General features: G+C 68.0%; 19 protein-coding genes and 1 pseudogene. 5 read left to right on the top strand and 15 right to left on the bottom strand.

Annotation, left to right across the window (positions count from 1 at the left end; genetic code table 11):
• Positions 1 to 17: 17 nt before the first annotated feature.
• The 4 genes from INQ41_RS02780 to INQ41_RS02765 form a co-directional block, all read right to left on the bottom strand.
• Positions 18 to 575 carry a DUF3228 family protein gene (locus INQ41_RS02780; RefSeq protein ID WP_193986019.1) on the bottom strand — a complete coding sequence of 186 codons (558 nt, stop codon included), beginning with the start codon at positions 573 to 575 and terminating at the stop codon, positions 18 to 20.
• A gap of 132 nt (positions 576 to 707) precedes the next feature.
• Positions 708 to 1,451 (bottom strand): LytR/AlgR family response regulator transcription factor, encoded by a 744-nt coding sequence (locus INQ41_RS02775; RefSeq protein ID WP_193986018.1) that lies wholly within the window; start codon positions 1,449 to 1,451, stop codon positions 708 to 710.
• Positions 1,448 to 2,485 carry a sensor histidine kinase gene (locus INQ41_RS02770; RefSeq protein ID WP_407074260.1) on the bottom strand — a complete coding sequence of 346 codons (1,038 nt, stop codon included), beginning with the start codon at positions 2,483 to 2,485 and terminating at the stop codon, positions 1,448 to 1,450. Before INQ41_RS02770 ends, INQ41_RS02775 begins: the two co-directional genes overlap by 4 nt.
• 52 nt (positions 2,486 to 2,537) lie before the next feature.
• Positions 2,538 to 3,485 carry an alpha/beta fold hydrolase gene (locus INQ41_RS02765; RefSeq protein WP_193986016.1) on the bottom strand — a complete coding sequence of 316 codons (948 nt, stop codon included), beginning with the start codon at positions 3,483 to 3,485 and terminating at the stop codon, positions 2,538 to 2,540.
• 211 nt (positions 3,486 to 3,696) lie between these two features.
• Between INQ41_RS02765 and metF the strand changes: the two genes are divergently transcribed.
• A complete protein-coding gene (gene metF, locus INQ41_RS02760) occupies positions 3,697 to 4,527 on the top strand; it encodes a methylenetetrahydrofolate reductase [NAD(P)H] (RefSeq protein ID WP_193986014.1) in 831 nt (276 codons plus the stop codon).
• Between the two features lie 15 nt (positions 4,528 to 4,542).
• On the opposite strand, the gene INQ41_RS02755 is transcribed toward metF, so the two are convergent.
• Positions 4,543 to 5,820, bottom strand: a complete 1,278-nt coding sequence (locus INQ41_RS02755; protein ID WP_193986012.1) for a bifunctional O-acetylhomoserine aminocarboxypropyltransferase/cysteine synthase — start codon at positions 5,818 to 5,820, stop codon at positions 4,543 to 4,545.
• A 178-nt stretch (positions 5,821 to 5,998) separates the two neighbouring features.
• On the opposite strand from INQ41_RS02755, the gene INQ41_RS02750 reads away from it, so the two are divergent.
• Together INQ41_RS02750 and lpxH are read left to right on the top strand one after the other, a co-directional pair.
• Positions 5,999 to 6,592, top strand: coding sequence for a DUF4124 domain-containing protein (locus INQ41_RS02750; RefSeq protein WP_193986010.1), 594 nt, complete (start codon positions 5,999 to 6,001; stop codon positions 6,590 to 6,592).
• A gap of 47 nt (positions 6,593 to 6,639) precedes the next feature.
• Positions 6,640 to 7,374 carry a UDP-2,3-diacylglucosamine diphosphatase gene (gene lpxH, locus INQ41_RS02745; protein ID WP_193986008.1) on the top strand — a complete coding sequence of 245 codons (735 nt, stop codon included), beginning with the start codon at positions 6,640 to 6,642 and terminating at the stop codon, positions 7,372 to 7,374.
• Positions 7,375 to 7,404: 30 nt separating this feature from the next.
• Here the strand turns inward: lpxH and INQ41_RS02740 are convergent, their stop codons facing one another.
• The 10 genes and pseudogenes from INQ41_RS02740 to INQ41_RS02695 all read right to left on the bottom strand — a co-directional run bounded on the left by INQ41_RS02740 (position 7,405) and on the right by INQ41_RS02695 (position 21,390).
• The gene (locus INQ41_RS02740; RefSeq protein WP_193986006.1) at positions 7,405 to 7,875 is read right to left on the bottom strand and encodes a COG3650 family protein; all 471 of its coding nucleotides are present in this window, start codon (positions 7,873 to 7,875) and stop codon (positions 7,405 to 7,407) included.
• Positions 7,876 to 7,923: 48 nt separating this feature from the next.
• Positions 7,924 to 8,744: pseudogene (locus tag INQ41_RS02735) on the bottom strand (ferritin-like domain-containing protein).
• Positions 8,745 to 9,008: 264 nt separating this feature from the next.
• Entirely contained in the window at positions 9,009 to 10,478 is a 1,470-nt protein-coding gene (gene purF, locus INQ41_RS02730; RefSeq protein ID WP_193986004.1) for an amidophosphoribosyltransferase, read from the bottom strand.
• A 69-nt stretch (positions 10,479 to 10,547) separates the two neighbouring features.
• The gene (locus tag INQ41_RS02725) at positions 10,548 to 11,246 is read right to left on the bottom strand and encodes a CvpA family protein (protein WP_193986002.1); all 699 of its coding nucleotides are present in this window, start codon (positions 11,244 to 11,246) and stop codon (positions 10,548 to 10,550) included.
• 49 nt (positions 11,247 to 11,295) lie between these two features.
• The gene (locus INQ41_RS02720) at positions 11,296 to 12,315 is read right to left on the bottom strand and encodes an SPOR domain-containing protein (protein WP_193986000.1); all 1,020 of its coding nucleotides are present in this window, start codon (positions 12,313 to 12,315) and stop codon (positions 11,296 to 11,298) included.
• 89 nt (positions 12,316 to 12,404) lie between these two features.
• Positions 12,405 to 13,721: a bifunctional tetrahydrofolate synthase/dihydrofolate synthase gene (gene folC / locus INQ41_RS02715; RefSeq protein WP_193985999.1), complete on the bottom strand. Its 1,317-nt coding sequence runs from the start codon at positions 13,719 to 13,721 to the stop codon at positions 12,405 to 12,407.
• A gap of 64 nt (positions 13,722 to 13,785) precedes the next feature.
• On the bottom strand, positions 13,786 to 14,433 hold the full coding sequence (locus tag INQ41_RS02710; protein ID WP_193985997.1) for a histidine phosphatase family protein: 648 nt from the start codon (positions 14,431 to 14,433) through the stop codon (positions 13,786 to 13,788).
• Between the two features lie 49 nt (positions 14,434 to 14,482).
• The gene (locus INQ41_RS02705; protein ID WP_193987172.1) at positions 14,483 to 16,573 is read right to left on the bottom strand and encodes a S46 family peptidase; all 2,091 of its coding nucleotides are present in this window, start codon (positions 16,571 to 16,573) and stop codon (positions 14,483 to 14,485) included.
• 466 nt (positions 16,574 to 17,039) lie between these two features.
• Positions 17,040 to 19,220, bottom strand: coding sequence for a S46 family peptidase (locus INQ41_RS02700; RefSeq protein WP_193985995.1), 2,181 nt, complete (start codon positions 19,218 to 19,220; stop codon positions 17,040 to 17,042).
• Entirely contained in the window at positions 19,213 to 21,390 is a 2,178-nt protein-coding gene (locus tag INQ41_RS02695) for a S46 family peptidase (RefSeq protein ID WP_193985993.1), read from the bottom strand. The genes INQ41_RS02700 and INQ41_RS02695 overlap by 8 nt, the downstream gene beginning before the upstream one ends.
• Positions 21,391 to 21,615: 225 nt before the next feature.
• Here INQ41_RS02695 and tdh point away from each other — a divergent pair, with 225 nt between their 5' ends.
• Both tdh and kbl read left to right on the top strand, forming a co-directional pair.
• Complete coding sequence (gene tdh, locus INQ41_RS02690; RefSeq protein ID WP_193987171.1) at positions 21,616 to 22,650, top strand: L-threonine 3-dehydrogenase; 1,035 nt, start codon at positions 21,616 to 21,618, stop codon at positions 22,648 to 22,650.
• A 100-nt stretch (positions 22,651 to 22,750) separates the two neighbouring features.
• Positions 22,751 to 23,944, top strand: coding sequence for a glycine C-acetyltransferase (gene kbl / locus INQ41_RS02685; protein ID WP_193985991.1), 1,194 nt, complete (start codon positions 22,751 to 22,753; stop codon positions 23,942 to 23,944).
• Positions 23,945 to 24,000: the final 56 nt, after the last annotated feature.

Raw genomic sequence — 24,000 nt, 5'->3', positions numbered from 1 at the left:
GCCGCCGCGCGTTGACGTCACGGCCGCCAGTTGGCGTTGTTGTCCCAGAACTCCACCGCCAGCCGGTACGCCTCGCGGTCCAGAGGCACGCCCGAGCCACCCTCCTCCACGCCCAGCGCGTTGCGCAGCATGGTGATCGGCGCCATCGGGATTTCCTCCGGCGTCATCGTGTACAGGCAACCGACCACTCCCCAGTCCGCGTCCACCGCGGTGCCTTCTTTCGCCAGCTGATCGCGGCTGTAGAGGATCACCACCAGGTACTCCGCCACCGGCGCCTCGAGGCCCTCGAACCAGCGCACCAGCACCGGCAGTTCCTTGCGCGATCGCGCCTCGTACGCCGACCGCAGCAGATGGCGGTTGTCCTGGGTGATCGGCGCGGTCAGGCAGCGGGTGGACGTCCAGTTGCGGTGCACGTGCAGCTTGCAGAAAGGCGCGTAGCCCTCAAGGATCCTGAGCGGCTCGTGCTCGTTGAGGTGGCGCTCGAACTGCGCTGGCGTGCAGTCCTGGATGGTGTTGCCGCGCGGGGTGCGCGGGAACAGCCGGGTGACGGCAAACGGGGTCAGGACGATGGACATGCGCGACACGGGTTGGCGGGAGACCCGGCAAGGGTAGCGGCTGCACAGGGCGGTTGCAGAGGAACGCCTGCGGTTTCCGGCCGGCTCCAGCGCGGCAACCCGGCGCGCTGACGATCAGCGGGAGCGCGGCGCCTAGAGCGCCAGCCGCTCGCGCAATTCCCGCGCCTGCCGCCGCGACACCTCCACCTGGCTGCCATCGTCCATGCCGAGGTCATAGCCGTCGGCGACCGACGGCTCCACCGTGCGGACCATCCTCAGGTTGACCAGGGTGTTGCGGTTGGCGCGGAAGAACAGGCCGGGCTGCATGCGCGCTTCAAGCCCGCTGAGGCTGCGCGCCAGCAGGGCGTCCTGGTCGCGGAACCAGACCCGGGCGTAGTTGCCGTCGACCACGATCCGGCGGATTTCGCCCAGGGCGACAAACCAGCAGCGCTCGCCGTCACGCAGGAACACCTGGTCGTGGGCCGCCAGCAGGTCCGTGCCGCGTCGCCCGGGCGCGCGTGCCGTGTCCTGCTCGGCCATCTGGGCGCGGGCCTTGTCTAACGCGGTCGCCAGGCGGGCCGCCGCGACCGGCTTGAGCAGGTAGTCGAGCGCATTGGCTTCAAAGGCCTGCACCGCGTACTGGTCGTAGGCGGTGACGAACACCACCGCCGGCAGCGGGTCCAGGCCGTCGAGCACGTCAAAGCCACTGCCCGAGGGCAGCTGGATATCAAGCAGGATCAGGTCGGGGTGCAAACGCGCGATCGCCTCGCGGGCGGCGGGAACGTCCTCGGCCTCGCCCACGCACTCGACGTCCGCAGACTCGGCCAGCAAGGTACGCAGCTCGCGCCTCGCCAGCCGCGCATCCTCCACGATGAGCACCCGCAACGGCCCGCTCATTGCGGGACCACGAGGCTGGCGACCATGGTGTCTCCCTTGTGTTGCAGGTCGACGGTGCCTGCACCGAGTTGCGCCTGCAGGTAGGCCAGCCCGACGCCGTGGCCGGGTGCGGCGCGGGTCAGCGGGACCGGATTGGTGACAGTGACGTGCAGCGCCGGTCCCGCGCGATGCAGGGCGATGGTGATTTCGCCGCCACCGGGAATGACGGCGATGCCGTGCTTGATCGCGTTTTCCACCAGCAGCTGCAGCGCCATCGCCGGCAGTGTGGCCTGCAGGGTGTCAGGCGGCACCTGGCGCACGACGCGCAGCCGGTCCTCATAGTGGACCGCCTCCACCGCCAGATAGTCCTCCACCACTTCGAGCTCGCGCGCGACAGTGGCCTCGGTGTCGCCGGAATGCTCCAGCGCATGGCGCAGGGTATTCGACAGCCGGGTGACCAGTTCGCGCGCACGCGCCGGGTCCTCGTTGATCAGCGCGCGCAGGTTGTTGAGCGCGTTGAAGACGAAATGCGGATTGAGCCGAGCCTTGAGCGCATCGCGTTCCAGCAGATGGTGGCGCGCCTCCGCGCGCAGTCGCGCCAGCTCGCTCCGGCGCGCCTGGCGCACCGAATGGGCACCGGCCCAGAGGCCGGTCCACAGCGCCAGCACGACCGCGGTATTGGTCCAGTACATCAGCGTCGCGGCGGGGCGATAGGCCGACAGGCCGCCGGCGACCTCGACCCAACCCAGGAGGATCGTGGGAACCAGAATCGCCGCCAGCGCCAGTTGCGCCAGCGTCGTCCCGATCACCACCGACGCCAGCAGCCGCGTCGCCAATACCCATAAGCCGCGCTCCCACCACCCCAAGCGCGCGGCCCGGGCGCGAATCGCGCCGCTGACCAGCCAGAGCAGCACGCCCAGCGATACGCTGATCAGCACCATCGCCGGCGACATCGCCGAGAACGCGGCGGCCATGCCCAGGCTCAATGCAACGTAGGCGCTCCACGCGAGCGCGTTGAGCATCCAGAAGCGGCGGGTTGGCAAGGCATCTTCCACGGCGTTGTCCACGTTCAGGCCGGGCGGCGCGGACCGCCCGCACCTCGGTGCATCAAGGGGTCGAGGGCGAGACAAACCCGCGTATCTGCGCCTGCACCCACTGCGGATCGTCCCACATCAGGAAGTGGTAGCCGCCCCGGCTCATCTCGATGCGTGCGCTCGGCAACCTGGCGTACTGGTCGGCAAAGATCTTCCGCGTCGATTCGATGGTCGCGCCGTAGGGTTTGTAGGCTGCCCAGCTGCCCAGCACCAGGGTCGGCACGCGGATGGCACCGAGCTCACCACGCAGGTCGGTTGTCATGAGCTCATACATGGCCTGGGCGGTGGTCGCACGGTCGCTGTCGCGTCCCCACTTCTTCAGCGTCTCGACCCGCTCCGGCGCCCGGGTCATGCCCAGCAGCGAAGCCTCGGCCTGGGCGAAGTACATCGTCTCATCCAGCGCCAGCATACCGGCGCGCATCTGCTCGGCCATCGGTCTGGTCGTTGCCACGGTCGCGGCCGGATTCTGCGCGGCGGCGAAATACGGCAGGCTGTCGACGATTACCAGCCTGGCCACCGCGTCGGGTTGCTTGATCGCCATCTGCAGGGCCAGCGTTCCGCCCAGGCTGTGGCCGATCACCGTCAGCCCCTGCAGGTCGTGCTCGACGACGTAGTCCAGCAACCCGTCGCGCATCACCGGAAGGAAGTCCTCGCCCTCCACCGGCGCCAGGCCGGCGAAGCCCGGCAACTGGACCAGGTGGCATTGGATCGGCATGGCGCTGGCGCCATCAGCGGCCGGCTGGCGCAATGAATGGCAGGTCTCGCGCCACGTGTCCGCGCCACTGTTGAGGCCGGGAATCATCAGCACCGGCGTGCCTTCGCCGACCACCTCGACGCTGATGCCGTGGTGATCCAGCGGCGCTGCGGTGGCGGTGAGCGAGGCCACAGCAAGAATCGCCGCGGCCACGGCGGCCGGGGTGCGCTTTGGGAAACGGGTGAGGGAATGGGCTGGCTGATTCATCGCTGCGGCTCCTTGTTGTCGTGATGGAAGCATCGCCGCATCCACCACCGCCGTGTTGCGCCGGGTGACCAACGGCCACAATCGGCTGCAGACGGCGTTTGAGGGCGCCCGGCGGGAACGGCCCGCGCAATCGGCCCGGAAACCCGCTTGCATTTACATCCATCACGATAGAGCGATATATTTCCCGCCTACCCCACGCCGCAGCATCCGCATGACCGCGACCGCGACCAGTTTCGAGTTCTACCCGCCCAAGACCGACGAGCAGCGCAAGCAGCTGGACCGCACCGCGGCCCGGCTGAAGTCGGCCGTCCCCGACTACGTCAGCGTGACCTTCGGCGCCGGCGGCTCGACCCTGAGCCACACGCCGGAGACGATCGAGCGCCTGCAGCGGCACCACGCCCTGGAGGCGGCCCCGCACATCAGCTGCATGGGCGGCAGCCGCGAGGAGATCCGCGCGCAACTGCAGCGCTACATTTCCATGGGCGCCACGCGGCTGGTGACCCTGCGCGGCGACCTGCCCTCGGGCATGGCCAGCCCCGGTGACCTGCGCTACGCCAGCGAGCTGGTCGAGTTCATCCGCGACGAGACCGGCGATCATTTCCGCATCGAAGTCGCGGCCTACCCGGAGATGCACCCGCAGGCCCGCGACGCGCACGCCGACCTGAAGCATTTCATCGGCAAGGCGAAGGCCGGCGCCGACGGCGCGATCACCCAGTACTTCTACAACGCCGACGCCTATTTCCGCTTCGTCGACGACGTGCGCGCGGCGGGAGTGGATATCCCGATCGTGCCGGGCATCATGCCGATCGCCAATTTCAGCCAGCTGCGGCGGTTCTCGGAGATGTGCGGGGCCGAGATTCCGCGTTGGGTCACGCAGCGCATGCTCGCCTACGGCGATGATGTGGCCAGCGTGCGCGCGTTCGGTACCGACGTGGTGGCCCAGCTGTGCCAGCGCCTGATCGACGGCGGCGCCCCGGGCATGCACTTCTACACGCTCAACCTGGCCAGGCCGACCCTGGCCGTGCTGGCGCGGCTCGCGTAAGCGGGCAACCGCGCCTCAGCCCCGGCTGGCCTCCAAAGCCTGGCTGAGGTCGGCGAGGATGTCATCGATGTGCTCCAGCCCGATCGACAGCCGCACCATGTCCTCGCTGACGCCGGCCGCGGCGAGTTCCTCGGCATTGAGCTGACGGTGGGTAGTCGATGCCGGGTGGCAGGCGAGCGACTTCGCATCGCCGATGTTGACCAGGCGCACGATCATCTGCAGCGCGTCGATGAAGCGCGCCCCCGCCGTGGCCCCGCCGTTGATGCCGAAGGTGAGGATGCCTGCCGGACAGCCGCCCATATAGCTCTGCGCGAGCGCGTGGTCGGGATGCTCAGGCAAGCCGGCGTACTTCACCCAGGCCACGTGGTCGTGCGCCTGCAGGAACTGCGCGACCTTCAGCGCGTTGGCGCAGTGGCGCTCCATGCGCAGCGCCAGCGTCTCGATGCCCTGCAGCACCAGAAATGCGTTGAACGGCGACAACGCCGCGCCGGTATTGCGCAGCGGCACCACGCGGCAGCGGCCGATGAACGCGGCGGGGCCGAAAGCTTCGGTGTAGACCACGTCGTGGTAGGACGGGTCGGGCTCGTTGAGCATCGGAAAGCGCGCCTTGTGCTCGGCCCACGGGAATTTGCCCGAGTCCACGATGGCTCCGGCAATCGTTGTCCCGTGGCCGCCCATGTACTTGGTCAGGGCGTGCACCACGATGTCGGCGCCGTGCTCGAACGGGCGGCACAGGGCCGGGGTCGCCACCGTGTTGTCGACGATCAGCGGAATGCCGTGGCGATGCGCCATATCGGCCAGCGCCCGGATATCGACGATGTCGCCGCCGGGATTGCCGATGGACTCGCAGAACACCGCCTTGGTGTCCCCATCGATCAGCGCCTCCAGCCCGGCGATGTCATCGTGCGAGGCGAGCCGTACGCTGATCCCCTGGCGCGGGAAGGTGTGGGCGAACAGGTTGTAGGTTCCGCCGTACAACTTGCTCACCGAGACAATGTTGTCGCCCTGCTGGGCGATGGTCTGGATCGCATAGGTGATCGCCGCCATGCCCGACGCCACCGCCAGCGCGCCCACGCCGCCCTCCAGCGCCGCGACGCGCTCCTCGAGCACCGCGTTGGTCGGGTTCATGATGCGGGTGTAGATGTTGCCGGGCGTCTTCAGGTCGAACAGGTCGGCCGCGTGCTGGGTGCTGTCGAAGGCGTAGGACGTGGTCTGGTAGATCGGTACCGCCACCGATTTGGTGGTCGGGTCGATCTCGTATCCCGCGTGTATCGCGAGCGTTTCAAACTTCATTGGCACACCCTCTTTGTGGTCGTCATTCAGTGGCATCCACGTCAATGTAACGACAACAGCCGCTGCAGCATGCCGCCTGTGCCAACGCTGTATTTCATTTGCTCCACCAATGCGCCGGAACCCGCCAAGCGCCCTTCCATCGCCCCGCCGCGACGCCGGGCGGTAGTAACCTGCACGGATGTCCCCGGCCCCGACCAACCTGCTGCGTGCCGCGCTTCTGGCCAGTTTCCTGGTCACGGCCGGCGTGGCACCGCGCGTTGTCCAGGCCGCGATCTATCGTTGCCAGGCGCCGGACGGCGGCATGGTCTACACCGATCGTCCGTGCTCCGAACTCGGCGCGACGCCTTCCCCGGCAGGCGATCTCTCTATCGGGCAGGCGGGCCAGCGTCGCCGCGCAACGCCGCGCTTTGGCTGCGCCCGCAATCTTCCCGAACTGGTCCTGCGCGTCGCCAACGCGATCAACCAGCAGGACACCAACCAGCTGGCCGGGGTCTACCACTGGGCCGGCATGTCCGGCGGCCAGAGCGTGGCCATCCTGCGTCGGCTGGATGCGGTGGCCCACCGGCCGCTGGCCGGCATCGTGCAGGTCGGTCCGCAAACGATGCAGTCGGTCGATGGCGTGGTCAGCGACGAGGAGTACTACGCAAAACGCCCGATCAGCCAGACACCCGTGGCCCTGCGCATCGAGCAGTCGACCGGCGACGGGATCAGTCCATCCAACACCGTGTTCGGACTGCAACGCCACTTTGGCTGCTGGTGGATCCGCGGCTGAGCGGTGGGTGGTTCAGCGGATGCGCACCCAGCGCCTACAATGCCGCGATGACGACGCTCTTCATCTCCGACCTGCACCTGGACGCGGAACGCCCGCACATTACCGAGCTGTTTGGGCGCTTCCTGGACGCGGAAGCGCGCGGCGCGGACGCGCTCTACATCCTCGGTGACCTGTTCGAGGCGTGGATCGGCGATGACGACCCTTCCGCCACCGCCACTTTTGTCGCCGACCGCCTGCGCGTGGTCGCCGATGGCGGAACGCCGGTCTGGTTCATGCACGGCAACCGGGATTTCCTGGTGGGTCAGGCTTTCGCCGATCGGGCGGGAATGGCGATCCTGCCCGACCCCACCGTCGTCGATCTGTATGGCAAACCGGTGCTGCTGATGCACGGCGACACGCTGTGCACCGATGACGTCGCTTACCAGCAGTTCCGTGCCCAGACCCGCGATCCCGTGTGGCAGGCGCAGTTCCTGGCCCAGCCACTGGCCGCGCGGATCGCTTTTGCCAAGCAGGCGCGCGAGGCCAGCAAGGCGCACCAGTCGGGCCTGGCCTCGCAAGGCACGATGGAAACGATTACCGATGTCGCGCCCGCCGCGGTCGCCGCCGCCTTCCAGCAATTCGGCGTCGAGACGCTGATCCATGGACATACCCATCGGCCGGCAGTGCACGCGCTGGACGTGGACGGTCGCCCGCGCGAGCGCATCGTGCTGGGCGACTGGTACGAGCAGGGATCGGTGCTGCGGGTCGACTCCCAGGGGCACCGCCTCGAGGCGCTCGCCTGAGAGGCTGGGCGGCGAAAAAACCCGTGCGCGTCAGTCCTCGGCGCTGGCGCAGCCGGTCAGCTGGCGCTCGCCGTCGCTGAAGCTCGCCGTGTAATCGTAGTCCTGGTCGGACATCGAATCCTCGCAATGGCCTGGGGTGATGATAAGCACGAATTCCTTGCCGTCATGGACGCCGCGGAACTCGACGTCGGTCGCGGTGTCGGTTCGCGTCGCCGCCAGTTCGACGCCCGGCTGGGTATCGGGCGTGTTGTAGAGCAGCTTGTCCCCGGCGACCTCGACCGACCAGAAGGGCTCGTTGCCGCGCGCATGGAACCCGACCGTCCGGTCGCCATCGGGGGCCGCATTGCCCTCGGGCGGCACGGAGGATACCGGCGGTGCGCTCCCGTTTCGGTTCTCTGTCGAAGATGATGCGGGTGCGGACGTATCGGGGTCGCAGCCCGGCAAGACAGTGCCGGCAGCGAGGCCGCACAGCAACACCGTCAACGCACGCAGATGATTCATGGCAACGCCCTCCCGATTGGAAGCGCTGAGCTTAACCGACCGCTTTGGTCACGCCGGCCCCGCGGCCAGTTCTGTGACCGCCGCCTCAAGCATCGCCAGCTCCTCCTCATCGAAACCCGCCCGGGTACGCGCCTCGACGTTGAACGGCCCGTGCAGCACCGCGCGCGCGTAGCCGGTCAGCAGCTCGCGGAACGTCGATGGCGGATCCACGCCGCGGCGCTCGCAATACCAGCGGAACCAGCGCGATCCGGCAGCGACATGTGCGACCTCCTCCTCCAGGATGACTTCCAGGATCGCGACCGTCTGCGTGTCGCCCAAGCCCTTCAGGCGCTGGATCATTCCCGGCGTCACGTCCAGCCCGCGCGCTTCCAGCACGCGCGGCACCAGCGCCATCCGCGCCAGCCCGTCGCCGGCCGTCTTCTGCGCCATCTCCCACAGACCGTTGTGCGCGTCGAAGTCCCCGTAATCGCGCCCCAACTGCTGCAGTCGCCCACGCAGCATCGTGAAATGCCGCGCCTCATCGGCCGCCACCTGCACCCAGTCGGCGTAGAACCGATCCGGCAGCCGCCGGAACCGGTACACCGCATCCCAGGCCAGGTCGATGGCGTTGAACTCGATGTGCGCGATGGCATGGATGAACGCCGCCCGCCCCTCGTCGCTGCCAAACCCGCGCCGCGGCAGATCGCGCGGATGCACCAGGCGCGGCCGCGACGGCCGCCCCGGCATCCCGATCGGCCGCGGCGGCGGGGCATCGGTCGGAATCGACAGTTCCCCCGGGAAAACGCCGCAGCCGCGCGCATGGTAGCCGCCACCTTCGCGTCCGGCGACTCTGCCTCCAGGCATTCCCAGGCCGCCTCAAAAAGATCCATGAACCTCCCCACCCTTCACAGTCTGTTCGCTCGGTGCTTGCGCCGTGCCGCAATCCACCGCCGGAATGCAACCCGCCGACCCTGTAGGGGCGGCCGAACCCCGAGGCGACACCGGGACCATGTTCCAACCAAGCGAATATCGTGGAGCGACTTGGAACAGGGTCCCGGTGTCGCCAGCGCGAACCCTCCAAGCCACATCCCGGATCACACAACCAACCAACCCGCCCACGCACTCAACAACCAACTGCCCAGTCAAGCGACCGACTAAAGCGCCCGCCGATCCGCCTTGGCCTCATCCGACCGCAAGCGCCGCACGCGCTCGAAGTACTCCTCCGCCGCGCCCGTCACGTATTCCCCGTTGAAGCACGACGAATCGAAATGCTCCAGTCGCTGCTTGGGCCCCGACACCGCCTCTTCCAGATCGGTGAGGTCCTGGTAGACCAGCCAGTCGCAGCCCAGCAGCTTCTCGATTTCCGACTCGTCGCGCTGGTGGGCGATCAGCTCCTCCCGGCTCGGCATGTCGATACCATAGATGTTCGGATGGCGCACCGGCGGCGCCGCCGAGGCCAGGTACACCTTGCGCGCGCCGGCCTCGCGCGCCATCTGCACGATTTGCCGCGACGTCGTCCCGCGCACGATCGAATCATCCACCAGCAGCACGACCCGGTTGCGGAACTCCAGCGGAATCGGATTGAGCTTGCGGCGCACCGATTTGGCCCGCATTTCCTGCCCCGGCATGATGAAGGTGCGGCCGACGTAGCGGTTCTTGATGAAGCCCTCGCGGTACTTGATGCCGAGCACGTTGGCCACTTCCAGGGCCGCGTCGCGCGATGAATCGGGAATCGGGATCACCGTATCGATGTCGTGGTCCGGGCGCAGGCGCAGGATCTTCTCGCCGAGCTTCTGGCCCATCCGCATGCGCGCCTTGTGCACCGAGATGTCATCGATCATCGAATCCGGCCGGGCGAAGTACACGTACTCGAAGATGCACGGCGTATGCGTGCCCGGCGTGACGCACTGGCGCGCGTGCAGGGTGCCGTCGTTGGTGATCACGATCGCCTCACCGGGCTGCACGTCGCGGACGCGCTTGAAGCCGGTCAGGTCGAAGGCGACCGATTCGGATGCCACCGCGTATTCGTCACCGCTCGCGCCGCTGCGCTTGCCCAGCACCAGCGGGCGGATGCCGTTGGGATCACGGAATGCGACCAGCCCCAGACCCAGCACCGTGGCCACCACCGCGTAGCCACCCACGCAGCGCCGGTACACACCGCTCACGGCGCGGAACGCGGTCTCCGCTGACAGCGGCTCCAGTCCAGCCATTTCGTGCGCGAACACGTTCAACAGCACTTCGGAATCCGACTCGGTGTTGACGTTGCGCCGGTCCTGCTGGAACAGCTCCTCGCGCAACGCGTCGGCGTTGATCAGGTTGCCGTTGTGGGCCAGCGCGATGCCGTAGGGCGAGTTGACGTAGAACGGCTGGGCCTCGTCGTCGCCCTCGCTGCCGGCGGTCGGGTAGCGGCAATGGCCGATGCCGACGTGGCCGACCATCCGCCGCATCGCGGCGTCGTCAAACACGTCGCTGACCAGACCGTTGCCCTTGTGCAACAGCAAGCGGTGGCGGTCGGCGGTGGCGATGCCTGCGGCGTCCTGGCCACGGTGCTGGAGGACGAGCAGTCCGTCATAGAGCTGCGCCGCGACGTCCTGGTGGCCGACGATTCCGATGATGCCGCACATGACTGGTATTCCTGGTTGGTTGGAGCGGTGCAAAAAGAACGACCGCGCGGACGCCGCCGTGGAGAGGTCTCAGCCGCGTTCGGCCGGTAGTACCGATTGTTTGTCCGCGTCGCCCGACGGCGCTGACCGCACCGGCGTCGGCAACGGCGCTTCCTGCTCGACCGGCCCGGGCCCGGGCGCATCCTGCGCACCCGCATCAGGGGCCGCAGGCGGCGTGACCGGGCGTGGCAGGCGCGGCAGCGTGTCGGACGACAGCAGCGCCGGGCCGTCGCCATCACCGCGAAGGTCCACCTGCGCGGCGACCCACTCGGGAAGCCAGGCGCGCATCTGCTCGGCGCCCGGAACCAGCAGCGGCACCACGCGCGAGGATTTCCACGACGGCTCGCGCGGCAGCTCGGTCAATCCGATCAGCAACAGCAGCGCGCAGGCGATCACCAGGCCGCGCACGACGCCGACGACGAAACCGAGCATCCGGTCCACGCCCGACAATCCCACCGAGTGAACCAGGGTGCGCAGCATCCAGCCCGCGATGCCGACCACGATCATCACCACGATGAAGGCCAGCGCATAGCCCGCGAACAGGTGGCCGGCGCCCGGCTCGCCGCTGCCGGCCAGCAGCAGCGCGACCTGCGCCCCGAACTGGAACGCCGCCAGGCCCGCAAGGATCCAGGCCGCCAGCGACGCCAGCACGCCGATCAGGCCGCGCATCATCCCGAACAGGGCCGAGACGCCGACCAGCCCGATCAGGACCCAGTCGATTGCGATCATCGCGCCAACCGGTCGCGCCGCATGCGGCCGGGCACCATCAAAGCTTGCGTCATGGATGTGCGCGGACGAAGCCGGAGATGCCCAGCTTGGCGGCGGCCTGCGCCTTGAGCTGATCGGCCGCCACGCGGTCCGCGACCGGACCGACCTGGACCCGGTTGAGCGTGGTGTCACCGCTGCGGACCTGCTCGACGAACGCGCTCAAACCCTGGCTGCGCGCGCGATCACGCAGCGCCGTGGCCTCGGCCGGGTTGCCAAAGGCACCCAGTTGGACGACGAAGCCCACCCCGGCCGCGGCGGGAGCCGGCTGGCTGCCTGCCGGCGCCGGCTCGGGCTTTGCAGGCGCAGGCGCCGGTGCCGTCGCGACCGGCTTGGCCGGCTCGGGCTTGGCCGGTTCGGCAGGTTTGGGCTTGGGCGGTTCCGGCTTGGGCTCGGGCTTGGCAGCGACCGGCTGCGCGGGCTGCGCCGGGGCTTTTTCTGCACTCGTACTTGCGGCTGCAGAGCCGGCGCGATCCGCGTCCAGCACCACGACCTTGGCCCCGACGTCCTTGCGCACGCGGACCGAATCGATACGCGCGGTTTCGGCCGCGGCGCTCGTCTGGAAGGGGCCAATACGGACCCGGTGCAAGGTTCGCTCGCCGCTCTTCACCGATTCCTGGAAGGCGGGAAACCCAGCCGCCTGCAGCGCGCCGACCACTTTCTGTGCATCTTCCTGGCTGGCGTAGCTGCCGAAGCTGACGGCGTAGTTGCCGGCCGCCACCGTTGCCGGCGTCATGCCCGATGCCTGATCTTGGCTGTCGCGCGCGGCGCGGGTATCCACGGTGGGCAGTGCGCCCTCACCGGACGGCTTTGCCCCGGGGGCCGTGACATTGCCACCATTGCGCGCTGGCGGCGTGACCAGCGGCAGCTCGCGGGTTTCAAAACCCTGCTTGGGCGTGGACGGCAGGTCGAGTGAAATATCCGACACGCCGCTGTCGGGCGCGGGACCCTTGATCAGCATGGGCAGGAAGATCACCGCAATGGCGACCAGCACGGCGGCGCCGATCAGACGCTGTTTGAGGGCAGGTTCCATCGGATCTCGCAGGCAACGGGGAATGCCGGCGAATTATACCCTTGTGCCAAATGAAGGCCGGACCACGACAGCCGTCGCGACCCGGCGGTTCAGCTGGAAGGCGTCGCTGGCGCGGTCTCCAGCAGGGTGAGCGCCTCGGCGGCGGTGTGGAAGGAGCCGAACACCAGCACCCGGTCGGCCGGGCTGGCCGCAGCCACTGCCGCGTCCAGGGCATCGGCGATCGTGTCATGGCGCCGGCCAGCTTGGGCCGCGGTCCCGGCCAGCCGGGACGCGAAATCCTCCACGGAGACGCCCCGGGGTGCATGCCTCGCCAACCCGGCCAGGTGCCAGTGGTCGACGCTGGTGGCCAGTGCCGAGACCACGCCCGCCACGTCCTTGTCCACCAGCGCCGCGTACACGGCGTGCGTCCGGCCGGCAACGGGACTGGCCGCCAGCCAGTCCGCCAGCGCATGCGCGGCCTGCGGGTTGTGGCCGACATCCACCACCACCTCCACCCCGTCCCGGTCGAAGCGCTGCAGTCGACCGCGGATACGGGCATCGGCAATTCCCTGCGCCACCGCCCGGTCGGGCGGTGATTTGTCCAGCGCGCGCACCGCGGCGATGGCGACGGCGGCATTGCGCAGCTGCATCTGCCCCACCAGCCCGGGCATCGGCAGGTCGATGCGGTGACCGACCTCGCGCCAACGCCAGCGCCCGGCGCCGACGGCACTGGAATCCTCCGGATCGCCGCTTGCACCGCCGGGCAGGTCGACGAAAAAGTCGCAGCCAATCCTCAGCGTCTTGGCCGCGATCGAGTAGGCATGCCGCAGCACGCTGGAGGGAGGATCGTCATCGCCTAGCACCAACGGCTTCCAGGCCCGGGCGATGCCGGCCTTTTCGTGCCCGATGGCTTCGCGCCCTTCACCCAGATAGTCCTGGTGGTCCACGTCCACGGTGGTGATCGCCGCGACATCGGGGTCGACCACGTTGGTCGCATCCAAGCGGCCGCCGAGCCCAACCTCCAGCACTGCCAGATCAAGATGGGCGCGCTGGAACAGCCACAAGGCAGCCAACGTGCCGTACTCGAAATAGGTCAACGGGGTCTCACCGCGCGCGACTTCGATCGCCTCGAACGCGGCCACGATCATCGCGTCGTCCGCGTCCACACCATCGATGCGGATGCGCTCGTTGTAGGCCAGCAAATGCGGCGAGGTGTACGCGCCCACGCGCCAGCCGGCGGCCCGGCCGATCGCCTCGATGAAGGCGACGGTGGAGCCCTTGCCATTGGTGCCGCCCACGGTGATCACCCGCCGCGCCGGCCGCGCGATGCCCAGGCGGCCGGCGACCTCGCCGACCCGCTCCAGCCCCATGTCGATCGACTTGGGGTGCAGTTGCTCGATCCGGTCGAGCCATCGGGACATGTTCATGGCGGACACTCGCAGGGCGACAGGCTGGACGTGGAGCTACGGGATGCGGGCCGTGCGGCCGCGGCTAGAGCGCGCGATGCACCGCTTCGCCGAACAACGCGGTGTGATGCGAACAGTCGTTCAGGCGCACCACCTCGAGATCGTCCAGCCGCGTGCCTTCCAGCAGGTTGAGCGTGGTCGGCGCCTGGCGGAACGTCCACGGCCGCGAGAAAGGGATCCCCAGCACATTGCACAGCAACATCCGGTTGACCGCGTCGTGGGCGACCACCAGCAGGGTGTCGTGGTCGCCCAGGCCGGCCATTGCCCGGCCGAATGCCGGCCACGCGCGGTCGAACACATGCTGCAGCGACTCGCCGCCACCGGGCATCAACACCTCATGCGGTGAATCTCGCCAGAGCCTCAGCAGTTCCGGATCGGTTGCGTGGATCTCGCTGGCCAGCAGACCCTCCCAGCTACCGTGCGCGATCTCGCTGAGGTCGGCGTCGGTGCTGAGCAGACCGGCGCGGTGTTCGCCCAGCGCCAGTTCGGCGGTGCGGCGTGCGCGCGACAGCGGCGAGGAAACCGCGCGGGTGATCTCCACGTCGTGCAGGCGCGCACCCAGCGCGCGTGCCTGCGCCTCGCCGGTTTCCGACAGCGGGATGTCGACCTGGCCCTGGTAACGCCCTTCGGCGTTCCAGGCAGTTTCGCCGTGACGGGCGAGGATGATTTTCATGCGGGTACTCGATACGAGGGAACAGGAAGCGCGACGGGCGGCGCGGGGATCACTGGCCGGTAGGCAGGCCGAGCTCCTCCAGCACCTGCGGCGCCGGGAACGCCTCCTGCATGACCCAGCGCAGGTAGCGCCCATCGACCGCGATCACCCGGGTCATGTCGGGGTCAAACACCCAGTTGGAGCTGACGCTTTCCCAGTTCATGTCGAACACCAGCCCGACCAGCTCGCCGCGCGCATCCATCGCCGGGGAGCCCGAATTGCCGCCGGTGATGTCCAGGTCGGCCATGAAGTTGACCGACACCGTGCCCAGCTCCTCGCTCGCGAGCCCGCCGTAGCGCTTGGCGGCAATGGCGTCGAGCTGCGCCTTGGGCGCGTTGAAGGGCTCCACGCCGGTGGACTTGTCGGCGATCTGCTCCAGCGTGGTGAACGCCGCCTGCCGGCTGCCGTCCAGCTTGGTATAGCCCTGCACGTTGCCGAAGGTGATGCGCAGCGAGGAGTTGGCGTCGGGATAGACCGACTCGCCGCGGCTGGCGCGGTAATCGGCGACGGCCTGCAGGTACACCGGGCGGGCCTGCAGCACGTCGCCGGTGCGGATCTCGTCGAGCTCCTTGTTCTGCAGGATCGTCGGCATCAGAGCGACGGCCAGTTGCAGGGCCGGATCCTTGCTGGCCTCCAGTGTCGCGCGGTCGGCTTGCATCAGCTTCAGGCGCGTATCCAGATCGCCCAGGCTGGTGCCGGCCAGGCGATCGAGCGCGGCCTGCACGGCGGCCTCGTCGTTCCCGCCCAGCCATTCATCGAGCGCGGGAATGTGCTGCGCCTTCGGCAGCTTCACGTACTCGCGCAACCAGTACTGCTGCAACTGGCGGTCCATGCCGGCGTCGTAGCGGCGCTCCATCTGCTTCAGCGAGCCTTCGAAACCCGGCAGGTCGCGCGCCTGGTAGCCGGCATCGCGTTGTGCGTCGGGCTTCTCGCCCTCGATCGCAAACCGGTACAGGCCGGTGGCCGCGCCGATCGCGCCGGTGCGGATCAGCTGGCCGAAGACCAGGTCGCGCTCGCGGGTCGCGCGTTCGGCGGCGTCCAGTTCCAGCAGGCGTGCATGCGCCTGCAGCGCGGGCTCGCCCTTGGCACCCTGCCCGCGCAGCCAGGCCAGTACCGCGGCCTCCTCGGCGTGCTTGGTCTTGCTGGCGTTGATGCGCTGGAAGCCCTCCAGCTGGCCGCCGTAGTTCTTCATCGTGTTCTGCCAGCCGCGGATCGTGCTGGCGTACTTGACCTTGATGTCCTCGTCCTTCGCGCCGGCCGCCTCGACGAGATCCACCATCGCCTCGTAATGGCGCTTGATGGTCGGGTAGGTCCACTGCTCGGTCGCGTCGAACTCCTCGGCCAGGGCGTAACGCGCGGTCCGACCCGGATACCCGGCGACCATCACGAAATCGCCGATGTTCAGCGGCTGGCTGGCGAACTTGAGGAAATGCTTGGGCTGGTAGGGCACGTTGTCGGTCGAGTACGGCGCCGGCTTGCCGTCCTTGCCGACGTAGGCCCGATAGAACGCGAAATCACCGGTGTGGCGCGGCCACATCCAGTTGTCGATATCGCCGCCGAAGCTGCCGATGCTGTTGGGCGGCGCGTAGACCAGGCGCACGTCCTTGATTTCCAGGTTTTTGAACAGGCGGTAGGTGTTGCCGCCGGCGAAGCTGTAGAACTGGCAGCGGTATCCGGGATCGGCCTCGCAGTCGGCTACCAGCTGTTTCTGGATGGTCTCCAGCGCGCGCGTGCGGCCCAGCGCATCCGGAGCTGCGTCGATGGCGGCGCGGACGTCGCGGGTAACGTCGCGGATCGAGTCCAGCGCATAGATGCGCGCGTTCGGCCCGGCCGAGACTTCGCGCTCCTTTGCCGCGGCATTGAAGCCGTCCTCGATCAGGTTGTTTTCCGGCGTCGAGTTGAGCTGGATGGCGCCGTAAGCACAATGGTGGTTGGTGACCACCAGACCCTGCGGCGACACAAAGCTGGCGGTACAGCCGCCCAGCGATACCACCGCGCCCATCGGGTCACCGGTCAGGTCGGCCAGTTGTTCGGCGGGCAGCTCCAGTCCGGTTTTCTGCAAGGCGGCGGAAATCTCCGGCAGCTGCTGCGGCACCCACATGCCCTCGCCGGCCACCGCCGACCCCATGACGCCCGTCAACGCGATGGCGGCGGTCAATATCGAATAACGCATGCAAGTGCTCCTGCCGATGTCGAATCGGTGATTTTAGCCTGCCCGGGAGTGGGCGTCCGGCGCGTTGGTCCGCGGGTGACCTGGACTACGGGGTCAGGCGAGGACTGCAGGGTCGGGCGAGCTGCATGTCTTCGCGGCGAATGTCCCCCGGCCACCGCCTGCGGCGGCGGCCTCCTTCTTTATTTCGCCCCGAAGACATACAGCTCGCCCCATGCTGGCACGTCGCGCCGTGCGGGGCGGCTAGCGATTGTGCAGCCACCGTCATGTTGGATGCAGGGGGTGAATGCCCTTGCGGCGAAGTAAAGGAGGAGGCACCGGCTTCACCGGTGCCGGGGGACATTCGTAGCAAGGGCGTTCACCCCCTGCCCGCGACGAGGCGCCCTGTCCGCTCGCCCTACTCCAACGGCAGTTCCATTTCCCGCAACAGGTTCGGTGCCGGATACACCTTGCCCATCAACCAGCGCAGGTAGCGAACGTCGACGTGGATGGCCCGCTTGTAGCGCGGGTCGTACATCCAGCTGGCGCTGACCGCCTCCCAGTTGCTGTCGAAGTTGAGGCCGATCAGCCTGCCGTTGGCATCCATTACGGGCGATCCGGAGTTGCCCCCGGTGGTGTCCAGGTTGGTCATCAGGTTGACCGTCTGGGTGCCCAGCACGGGATCGACGGTGCTGCCGAAGTCGCCCTTGGTGATTGCGTCGCGCAGGGTCTGCGGGGCGTCGAAGGGGTCCTCGCCGGTGTGCTTCTCGACGATGCCCTGCACGGTGGTCAGCGGGGTGTAGTGGACGCCGTCGCGCGGATCCAGCGAGCTGACCTTGCCGTAGCTCACCCGCAGGGTCGAGTTGGCGTCGGGGTAGACCGCCTGCCCCTGCGACTCACGGAAGCCGATCAGCGCGCGCATGTAGGCCGGGCGCAGACGCAGCAGCTCGCCGTCGCTGGCCTTCTCCGCATCGGCGATCCGCAGCTGGGCGGGCAGCAACTTCGCGGCGGCCTGCATCAGGGGATCGGTGGACGCCGAGATCTGTGCCGGGTCGGCAGCAAGCAGTCGCAACCGCTCCGCCTCTTCGTCGAGTCGGGTGCCGCTGTAGAGTGCGTCCAGTGCGGTCGCGGCCTGGGTCTTGTCGGTGCCAAACACGGCGTCCAGCTCGGCAATGCGCTGATCGGCGGGCAGTGCGCGGTAGCGGGTCAGCAGCTCGGCCAGCAGTGCCTTTTCCACCTGCGGGGCGTAACGACGCTGGACCTGCTTGAGCGAGGCCTCGATCTGCGCCTCGTCGCGCAGCTGGTAGCCGGTTTCGCGCTCCGCGTCGGGCTTGGCCCGCTCCACCGCCAGTCGCTGCAGCTGCATGGCGCTTTTGAGCAACTGGGTCTGGCTGCGCATCAGGCCGAACAACTGGTCGCGCTCGCGCGTGGCCTGCGACTGGGCGATAACCGCGGCCGCCGCATCGATGTCGCGACGGGCGTCGGCGGCATCGGGCTGTCTGTCGAGCCAGGCCAGCATCGCGGCCTCGTCGCGCTTGCGCACGCCGACCGCATCGCTGCGGCGCAGGCCGTCCAGCTCACCCTGCGCGCGTTTGAGGTTGTTCTTCATGCTCGCGACCTGCGAGGCGTAGAGCACGCCGGCATCGGCGTCATTGGCGGCGGCGCGCTCGATGGTGTCGATCATCGCGGCATACAGATCCACGCGCTCGGGCAGCTGGGTGCCTACCTGGTCGGCGAACTCCGCTGCGGTGCGGTGGCGGAACGTGCGGCCCGGGTACCCGGCCAGCATGGCAAAGTCGCCCTCGGCAACCGGGTCCGTCGACACCTCGAGGAACGCCTTGGGCCGGTAGGGCACGTTGTCGGGCGAGAACGCGGCCGGCTTGCCGTCGCGGCCGACATAGGCGCGGTAGAACGCGAAGTCGCCGCTGTGGCGTGGCCACATGAAGTTGTCGATCTCCCCGCCGTACTTGCCGATCGACTCGGGCGGTGCGTAGACCAACCGGATGTCCTTGAGCTCGAGCTGCTTGACCAGGTAGAAATCGGTGCCGTAGTACATGTTGGCGACGCTGCAGCGGTACCCGGCATCCTGCTCGCAATGGGCCACCAGCGCCTTGCTCGCAGAATCAACGGCGTCGTAGTAGTCGCGCCCGGTCTTGCCGCGCGCATTCGCGAGCACGCGGTCGGTCACCCGGTCGAAGTCGGTGGTCACGAACACGCGCGCGGCGGGGCCGGCGGAGACTTCATCTTTGAGCGTGGCGGCATTGAAGCCGTCCGCCATCAGGTTGTTCTGCGGCGTGGAATTGAGCTGGATCGCGCCGTAGGCACAGTGGTGGTTGGTGACCACCAGACCCTGCGGCGACACGAAGCTGGCGGTGCAGCCGCCCAACGACACCACCGCGCTCATCGGCGGGCGGGTCAGGTCGGCCAGTGCGGCGGGATCGCGCTTGTAGCCGGCGGCGGCCAGCTGGTCGGCGATCTGCGGCAGCTGCGAGGGCATCCACATGCCTTCGTCGGCGTGGGCGCCGAATGCGAGGCCGGCCGCGGTGGCCAGCAGGACGCCGCGCACGGCGGTCTTCAGGTTTGCGTTGGTGTCAGTCATGCGGCAGTCCCATCTCCTCCAGGAGTTGTTCAGCGTGGTCGACCTCGTCCATTACCCAGCGCATGTAGCGGATATCGACGTGGATCGAGCGGGTCAGTTCGGGGTTGAAGATCCAGCCGGCGCTGAGGCTTTCGTAGTTGCCGTCAAACAGCAGGCCGACCAGCTCGCCCTTGGAGTTCAACGTCGGCGAGCCGGAGTTGCCGCCGGTGGTGTCCACGTCGCTGAGGAAGTTCACCGGCACATCGCCCAGCGAATCCATCCGGTACTGCGCGCCCTTGCCGGCGGCAATCGCGTCGAGTTCCGCCTGCGGGGTGATGAAAGGCTCCTTGCCGGTGGTCTTGGCGACGATGCCGGCCAGCGTGGTGAACGGCGTCATCTGCACGCCGTCGCGCGGCGAGTAGCCCTTCACGGTGCCGAAGGTGATGCGCAGCGAGCTGTTGGCATCCGGATAGACCGGCTTGCCCTGCGACTGGTTGAAATCGATCATCGCCTGCATGTACTTCGGCCGCAGCGCCGAGATCCGGCCGGAGCGGGCTTCGGCCTCGGCTTCGATCTGCAGCACGGTCGGCATCATCGCCACGGCCAGCTGCAGGGCGGCGTCATCGGAGGCCTCGATCGCCGCCTTGTCCGCCTTCAGCAGGGCCAGCCGCGTGTCGGCGTCGCCCAGCTTGGAGCCGGCGTACAGGGCGTCGAGCTTCGCATCCAGTCCGGGTATGGTCTTGTCGCTGGCGCTGATGCCGAGCCAGCGGTCGAGGGCCGCCACGCGCTGCGCCGCGGGCACCTGGCTGGCGTAGCGCTGCAGGCGCAGCGACATCAGCGCCTGGTCCACCTTGGCGTCGTAGCGCTTGTCGAACGCGGTCATCGAACCGGCAATGCGCGGCGCATCGCGATCCTGATAGCCCGGCTTGCGCTCCGCATCCGGCTTGGCCTGCTCGATCGCGTTGCGGTACAGGTTGACCGCCACGCCGGGCAGGCCACCGCCCAGAACCGTGTTGAACCACAGGTCGCGCTCACGGGTCGCGCGGTCCTCGGCCAGTTCCTTCTCCAGTGCGCGGATGGCGGCCAGCTGTGCGCGGCCTTCGCTGCCGCGCTTGCCCAGCCACGCCTCCAGCGCGTCCTCGCGCGCCTGCTTCAGGCCCACCGGATCGTCCATCTGGGCGAAGCCGTCCAGGTTGCCCTGATACAGCTTGAGCACGTTGTTGATGCCGGCCACGGTGGAGGCGTACTTGAGCGCCGCCGCCTTGTCGCCAGCGGTCGTGCGGTCAATCGTGGCCAGGTAGTCGCCGAAGTAGCCCACCATGGTCGGATAGCGCCAGTCGATCGCCTGCTTGACCTCGCCCGGCAGGCGGTAGCGGTCGGTGGAACCCGGGTAGCCGGTCACCATGACGTAGTCGCCCTCCTCCAGCGGCTGCTGGGACACCGTCAGCCAGCTCGCCGGCCGGTAGGGCACGTTGTCCGCGGAGTACGCCGCCGGCTTGCCGTCCTTACCGACGTAGGCGCGCAGGAAACCGAAGTCGCCGGTGTGCCGCGGCCACTCGAAGTTGTCCTCATCGCCGCCGAACTTGCCGATCGCATCCGACGGCGCATACACCAGGCGCACGTCGCGGATCTCCAGCTGCCGGATCAGCGAGAACTGCAGTCCGCCGTGGAAGTTGTAGACGTTGCAGCGCAGGCCGCCGGGCTCCTCGCACTCGGCCACCAGTGCCTTGCTGCGCGCTTCCACCGTGTCGTAGCGCGCCTTGCCATCCAGCCCGTCCAGTCCGCCGGTGATGCGGGCAGTGACGTCCTCGATCTCCTGGGTGACGTAGATGCGCGCATTGGGCTCGGCGGGCAGCTCGTCGGCGAGTGTCCTGGCCACGAAGCCGTCGCTGAGCAGGTCGCGCTCGGGCGTGGAGTTGTACTGCACCGCGCCGTAGACGCAGTGGTGGTTGCTCACCACCAGGCCGGTGGGGGAGACGAAGCTTGCCGTGCAGCCGCCCAGGCTGATGACGGCATCCAGCGGTTTGCCGGCCAGGTTGGACAATGCCGCCGGATCCATCTCCAGGCCACGCGCCTTGAGCTGCGCTGCCAGCTCGGGCATCTGGCGGGGTTGCCACATGCCTTCATCGGCGTGGGCGGCGGTGGATGCGAGCGCGACGGTCAGGGCCGCCGAGAGGAGTCGAAAGGTCACGGGTGCCCCGGTCTGTGTTGTGCAACCGTCGACGATAAGCAATGCCGCTCGCGGTCCGCAACCGCCAACGGTCATGCCTGCGGTCGGGCGCCGCCACCGGCGCGTGCAAGGTCCGTCATCGGGGCCGAAGGCGCGGCCGGTACAATTGGCCCTCAATCCGCCGTTTCCGCCAGGCCATCCATGTCCGACACCATTGCCACCGCGCAGCCCTCCGCAGCGCACTCGATCCCCTCCACGATGAAGGCGCTGGTCAAGCGCGAAGCCGGCAAAGGCATCTGGATGGAGGACGTCCCGGTGCCAAGCGCCGGTGCCAACGAGGTCCTGATCAAGCTGGAGAAGACCGCGATCTGCGGCACCGACCTGCACATCTACCTGTGGGACGAGTGGAGCCAGCGCACCATCCAGCCGGGCCTGGTGATCGGTCATGAGTTCGTGGGGCGCATCGTGGACCTCGGCCCCGGCGTCACCGGCTACCGCATCGGCCAGCGCGTCTCGGCCGAAGGCCACATCGTCTGCGGCCACTGCCGCAATTGCCGCGGCGGCCGCCAGCATCTGTGCCCCAACACCGTCGGCATCGGCGTCAACCGCAACGGCGCGTTCGCCGAGTACATCGTGATGCCGGCGACCAACCTGTGGCCCATCCCCGACCAGATCCCCAGCGAGCTGGCCGCCTTCTTCGATCCCTACGGCAACGCGGCCCACTGCGCGCTGGAATTCAACGTGGTCGGCGAGGACGTGCTGATCACCGGCGCCGGCCCGATCGGCATCATCGCGGCGGGCATCTGCAAGCACATCGGCGCGCGCAACGTGGTGGTCACCGACGTCAACGACTACCGGCTCAAGCTCGCCGCCGACATGGGCGCCACCCGCGTGGTCAACGTCGCCAACACCTCGTTGAAGGACGTCATGAAGGACCTGCACATGGAGGGCTTTGACGTCGGCCTGGAGATGAGCGGCAACCCGCGTGCCTTCAACGACATGCTCGATTGCATGTACCACGGCGGCAAGATCGCGCTGCTCGGGATCATGCCCCAGGGCGCCGGCGCCGACTGGGACAAGATCATCTTCAAGGGCCTGACCCTGCACGGCATCTACGGGCGGAAGATGTACGAGACCTGGTACAAGATGACACAGCTGGTGCTGGGCGGATTCCCGCTGGGCAAGGTGCTGACCCACCAGCTGCCGGTGGACGAGTTCCAGAAGGGCTTCGACCTCATGGAAGCCGGCCAGTCGGGCAAGGTCGTACTCAGCTGGAATTGAGTCCGCGCCGCTCGCCCGCCGCACTCCGCGTTTTACCGACGCCGCGCCACCGCGACCTGCGCGCAGCGACCGACATCGACCACTGCTTTCTGGAGCCGCCATGTCCCTGACCAAGCGTTACGCCACCAGCCTCGAGGAAATCCGCGAGGCCGGCCTGTTCAAGTCCGAGCGTGTGATCAGCAGCCCGCAATCGGCGCAGATCACCCTGGAAGACGGCAGCACGGTGCTGAACTTCTGCGCCAACAACTACCTCGGCCTGGCGGATCATCCCGACCTCATCCAGGCCGCCAAGGACGCGCTGGATTCCCACGGTTTCGGCATGGCGTCCGTCCGCTTCATCTGCGGCACCCAGGACCTGCACAAGGAGCTGGAGGAGACGATCGCCGACTTCTTCGGCACTGAGGACACCATCCTTTACGCCTCCTGCTTCGACGCGAACGGCGGCCTGTACGATCCGCTGCTGGGGCCCGACGACGCGGTCATTTCCGACAGCCTCAACCACGCATCGATCATCGACGGTGTGCGCCTGTGCAAGGCCCAGCGCTTCCGCTACGCCAACTGCGACATGGCCGACCTGGAAAAGCAGTTGCAGGCCGCGGAAGCCGCCGGCTGCAAGACCCGACTGATCACGACCGACGGCGTGTTCTCGATGGACGGTTTCGTCGCCCCGCTGGACGAGATCTGCGCGCTCGCCGAAAAGTACGGCGCCATGGTGCATATCGACGACTGCCACGCCACCGGCTTCATCGGCGCCACCGGCCGGGGCTCGGCCGAACTCAAGGGTGTCATGGACCGCATCGATATCTTCACCGGCACCCTGGGCAAGGCCATGGGCGGCGCGGTGGGCGGCTTCACGACCGGCAAGAAGGAAGTGATCGAACTGCTGCGCCAGCGTTCACGCCCGTACCTGTTCTCCAACTCGCTGCCGCCGCATGTCGTCGCGGCCGGGACCAGGGCCTTCCAGATGCTGGCCGGCGCCGACGCCATGCGCACCACGCTGGAGGAGAACACGCGCTACTTCCGCGAAAAAATGACCGCCGCCGGCTTCGACCTCAAGCCCGGCAACCATCCCATCGTTCCCGTGATGTTGTACGACGCGCCGATGGCCCAGAAATTCGCCGACCGCTTGCTGGATGAAGGCATCTACGCGATCGGGTTCTTCTTCCCCGTCGTGCCCCAGGGCGAGGCGCGCATCCGCACCCAGATCAGCGCCGCCCATACCCGTGAGCAGCTCGACCACGCCATTGCGGCATTCATCCGCATCGGCCGCGAGTTGGGCGTGCTGAAGGACTGAGCGCTCAGCTGACAGTGACAAATATAAAAACGGCCGCAGATGCGGCCGTTTTTATT

The sequence above is a fragment of the Lysobacter ciconiae genome (assembly GCF_015209725.1).
Lineage (GTDB): Bacteria > Pseudomonadota > Gammaproteobacteria > Xanthomonadales > Xanthomonadaceae > Novilysobacter > Novilysobacter ciconiae.
This window is presented reverse-complemented; position numbering and strand designations above follow the sequence as displayed.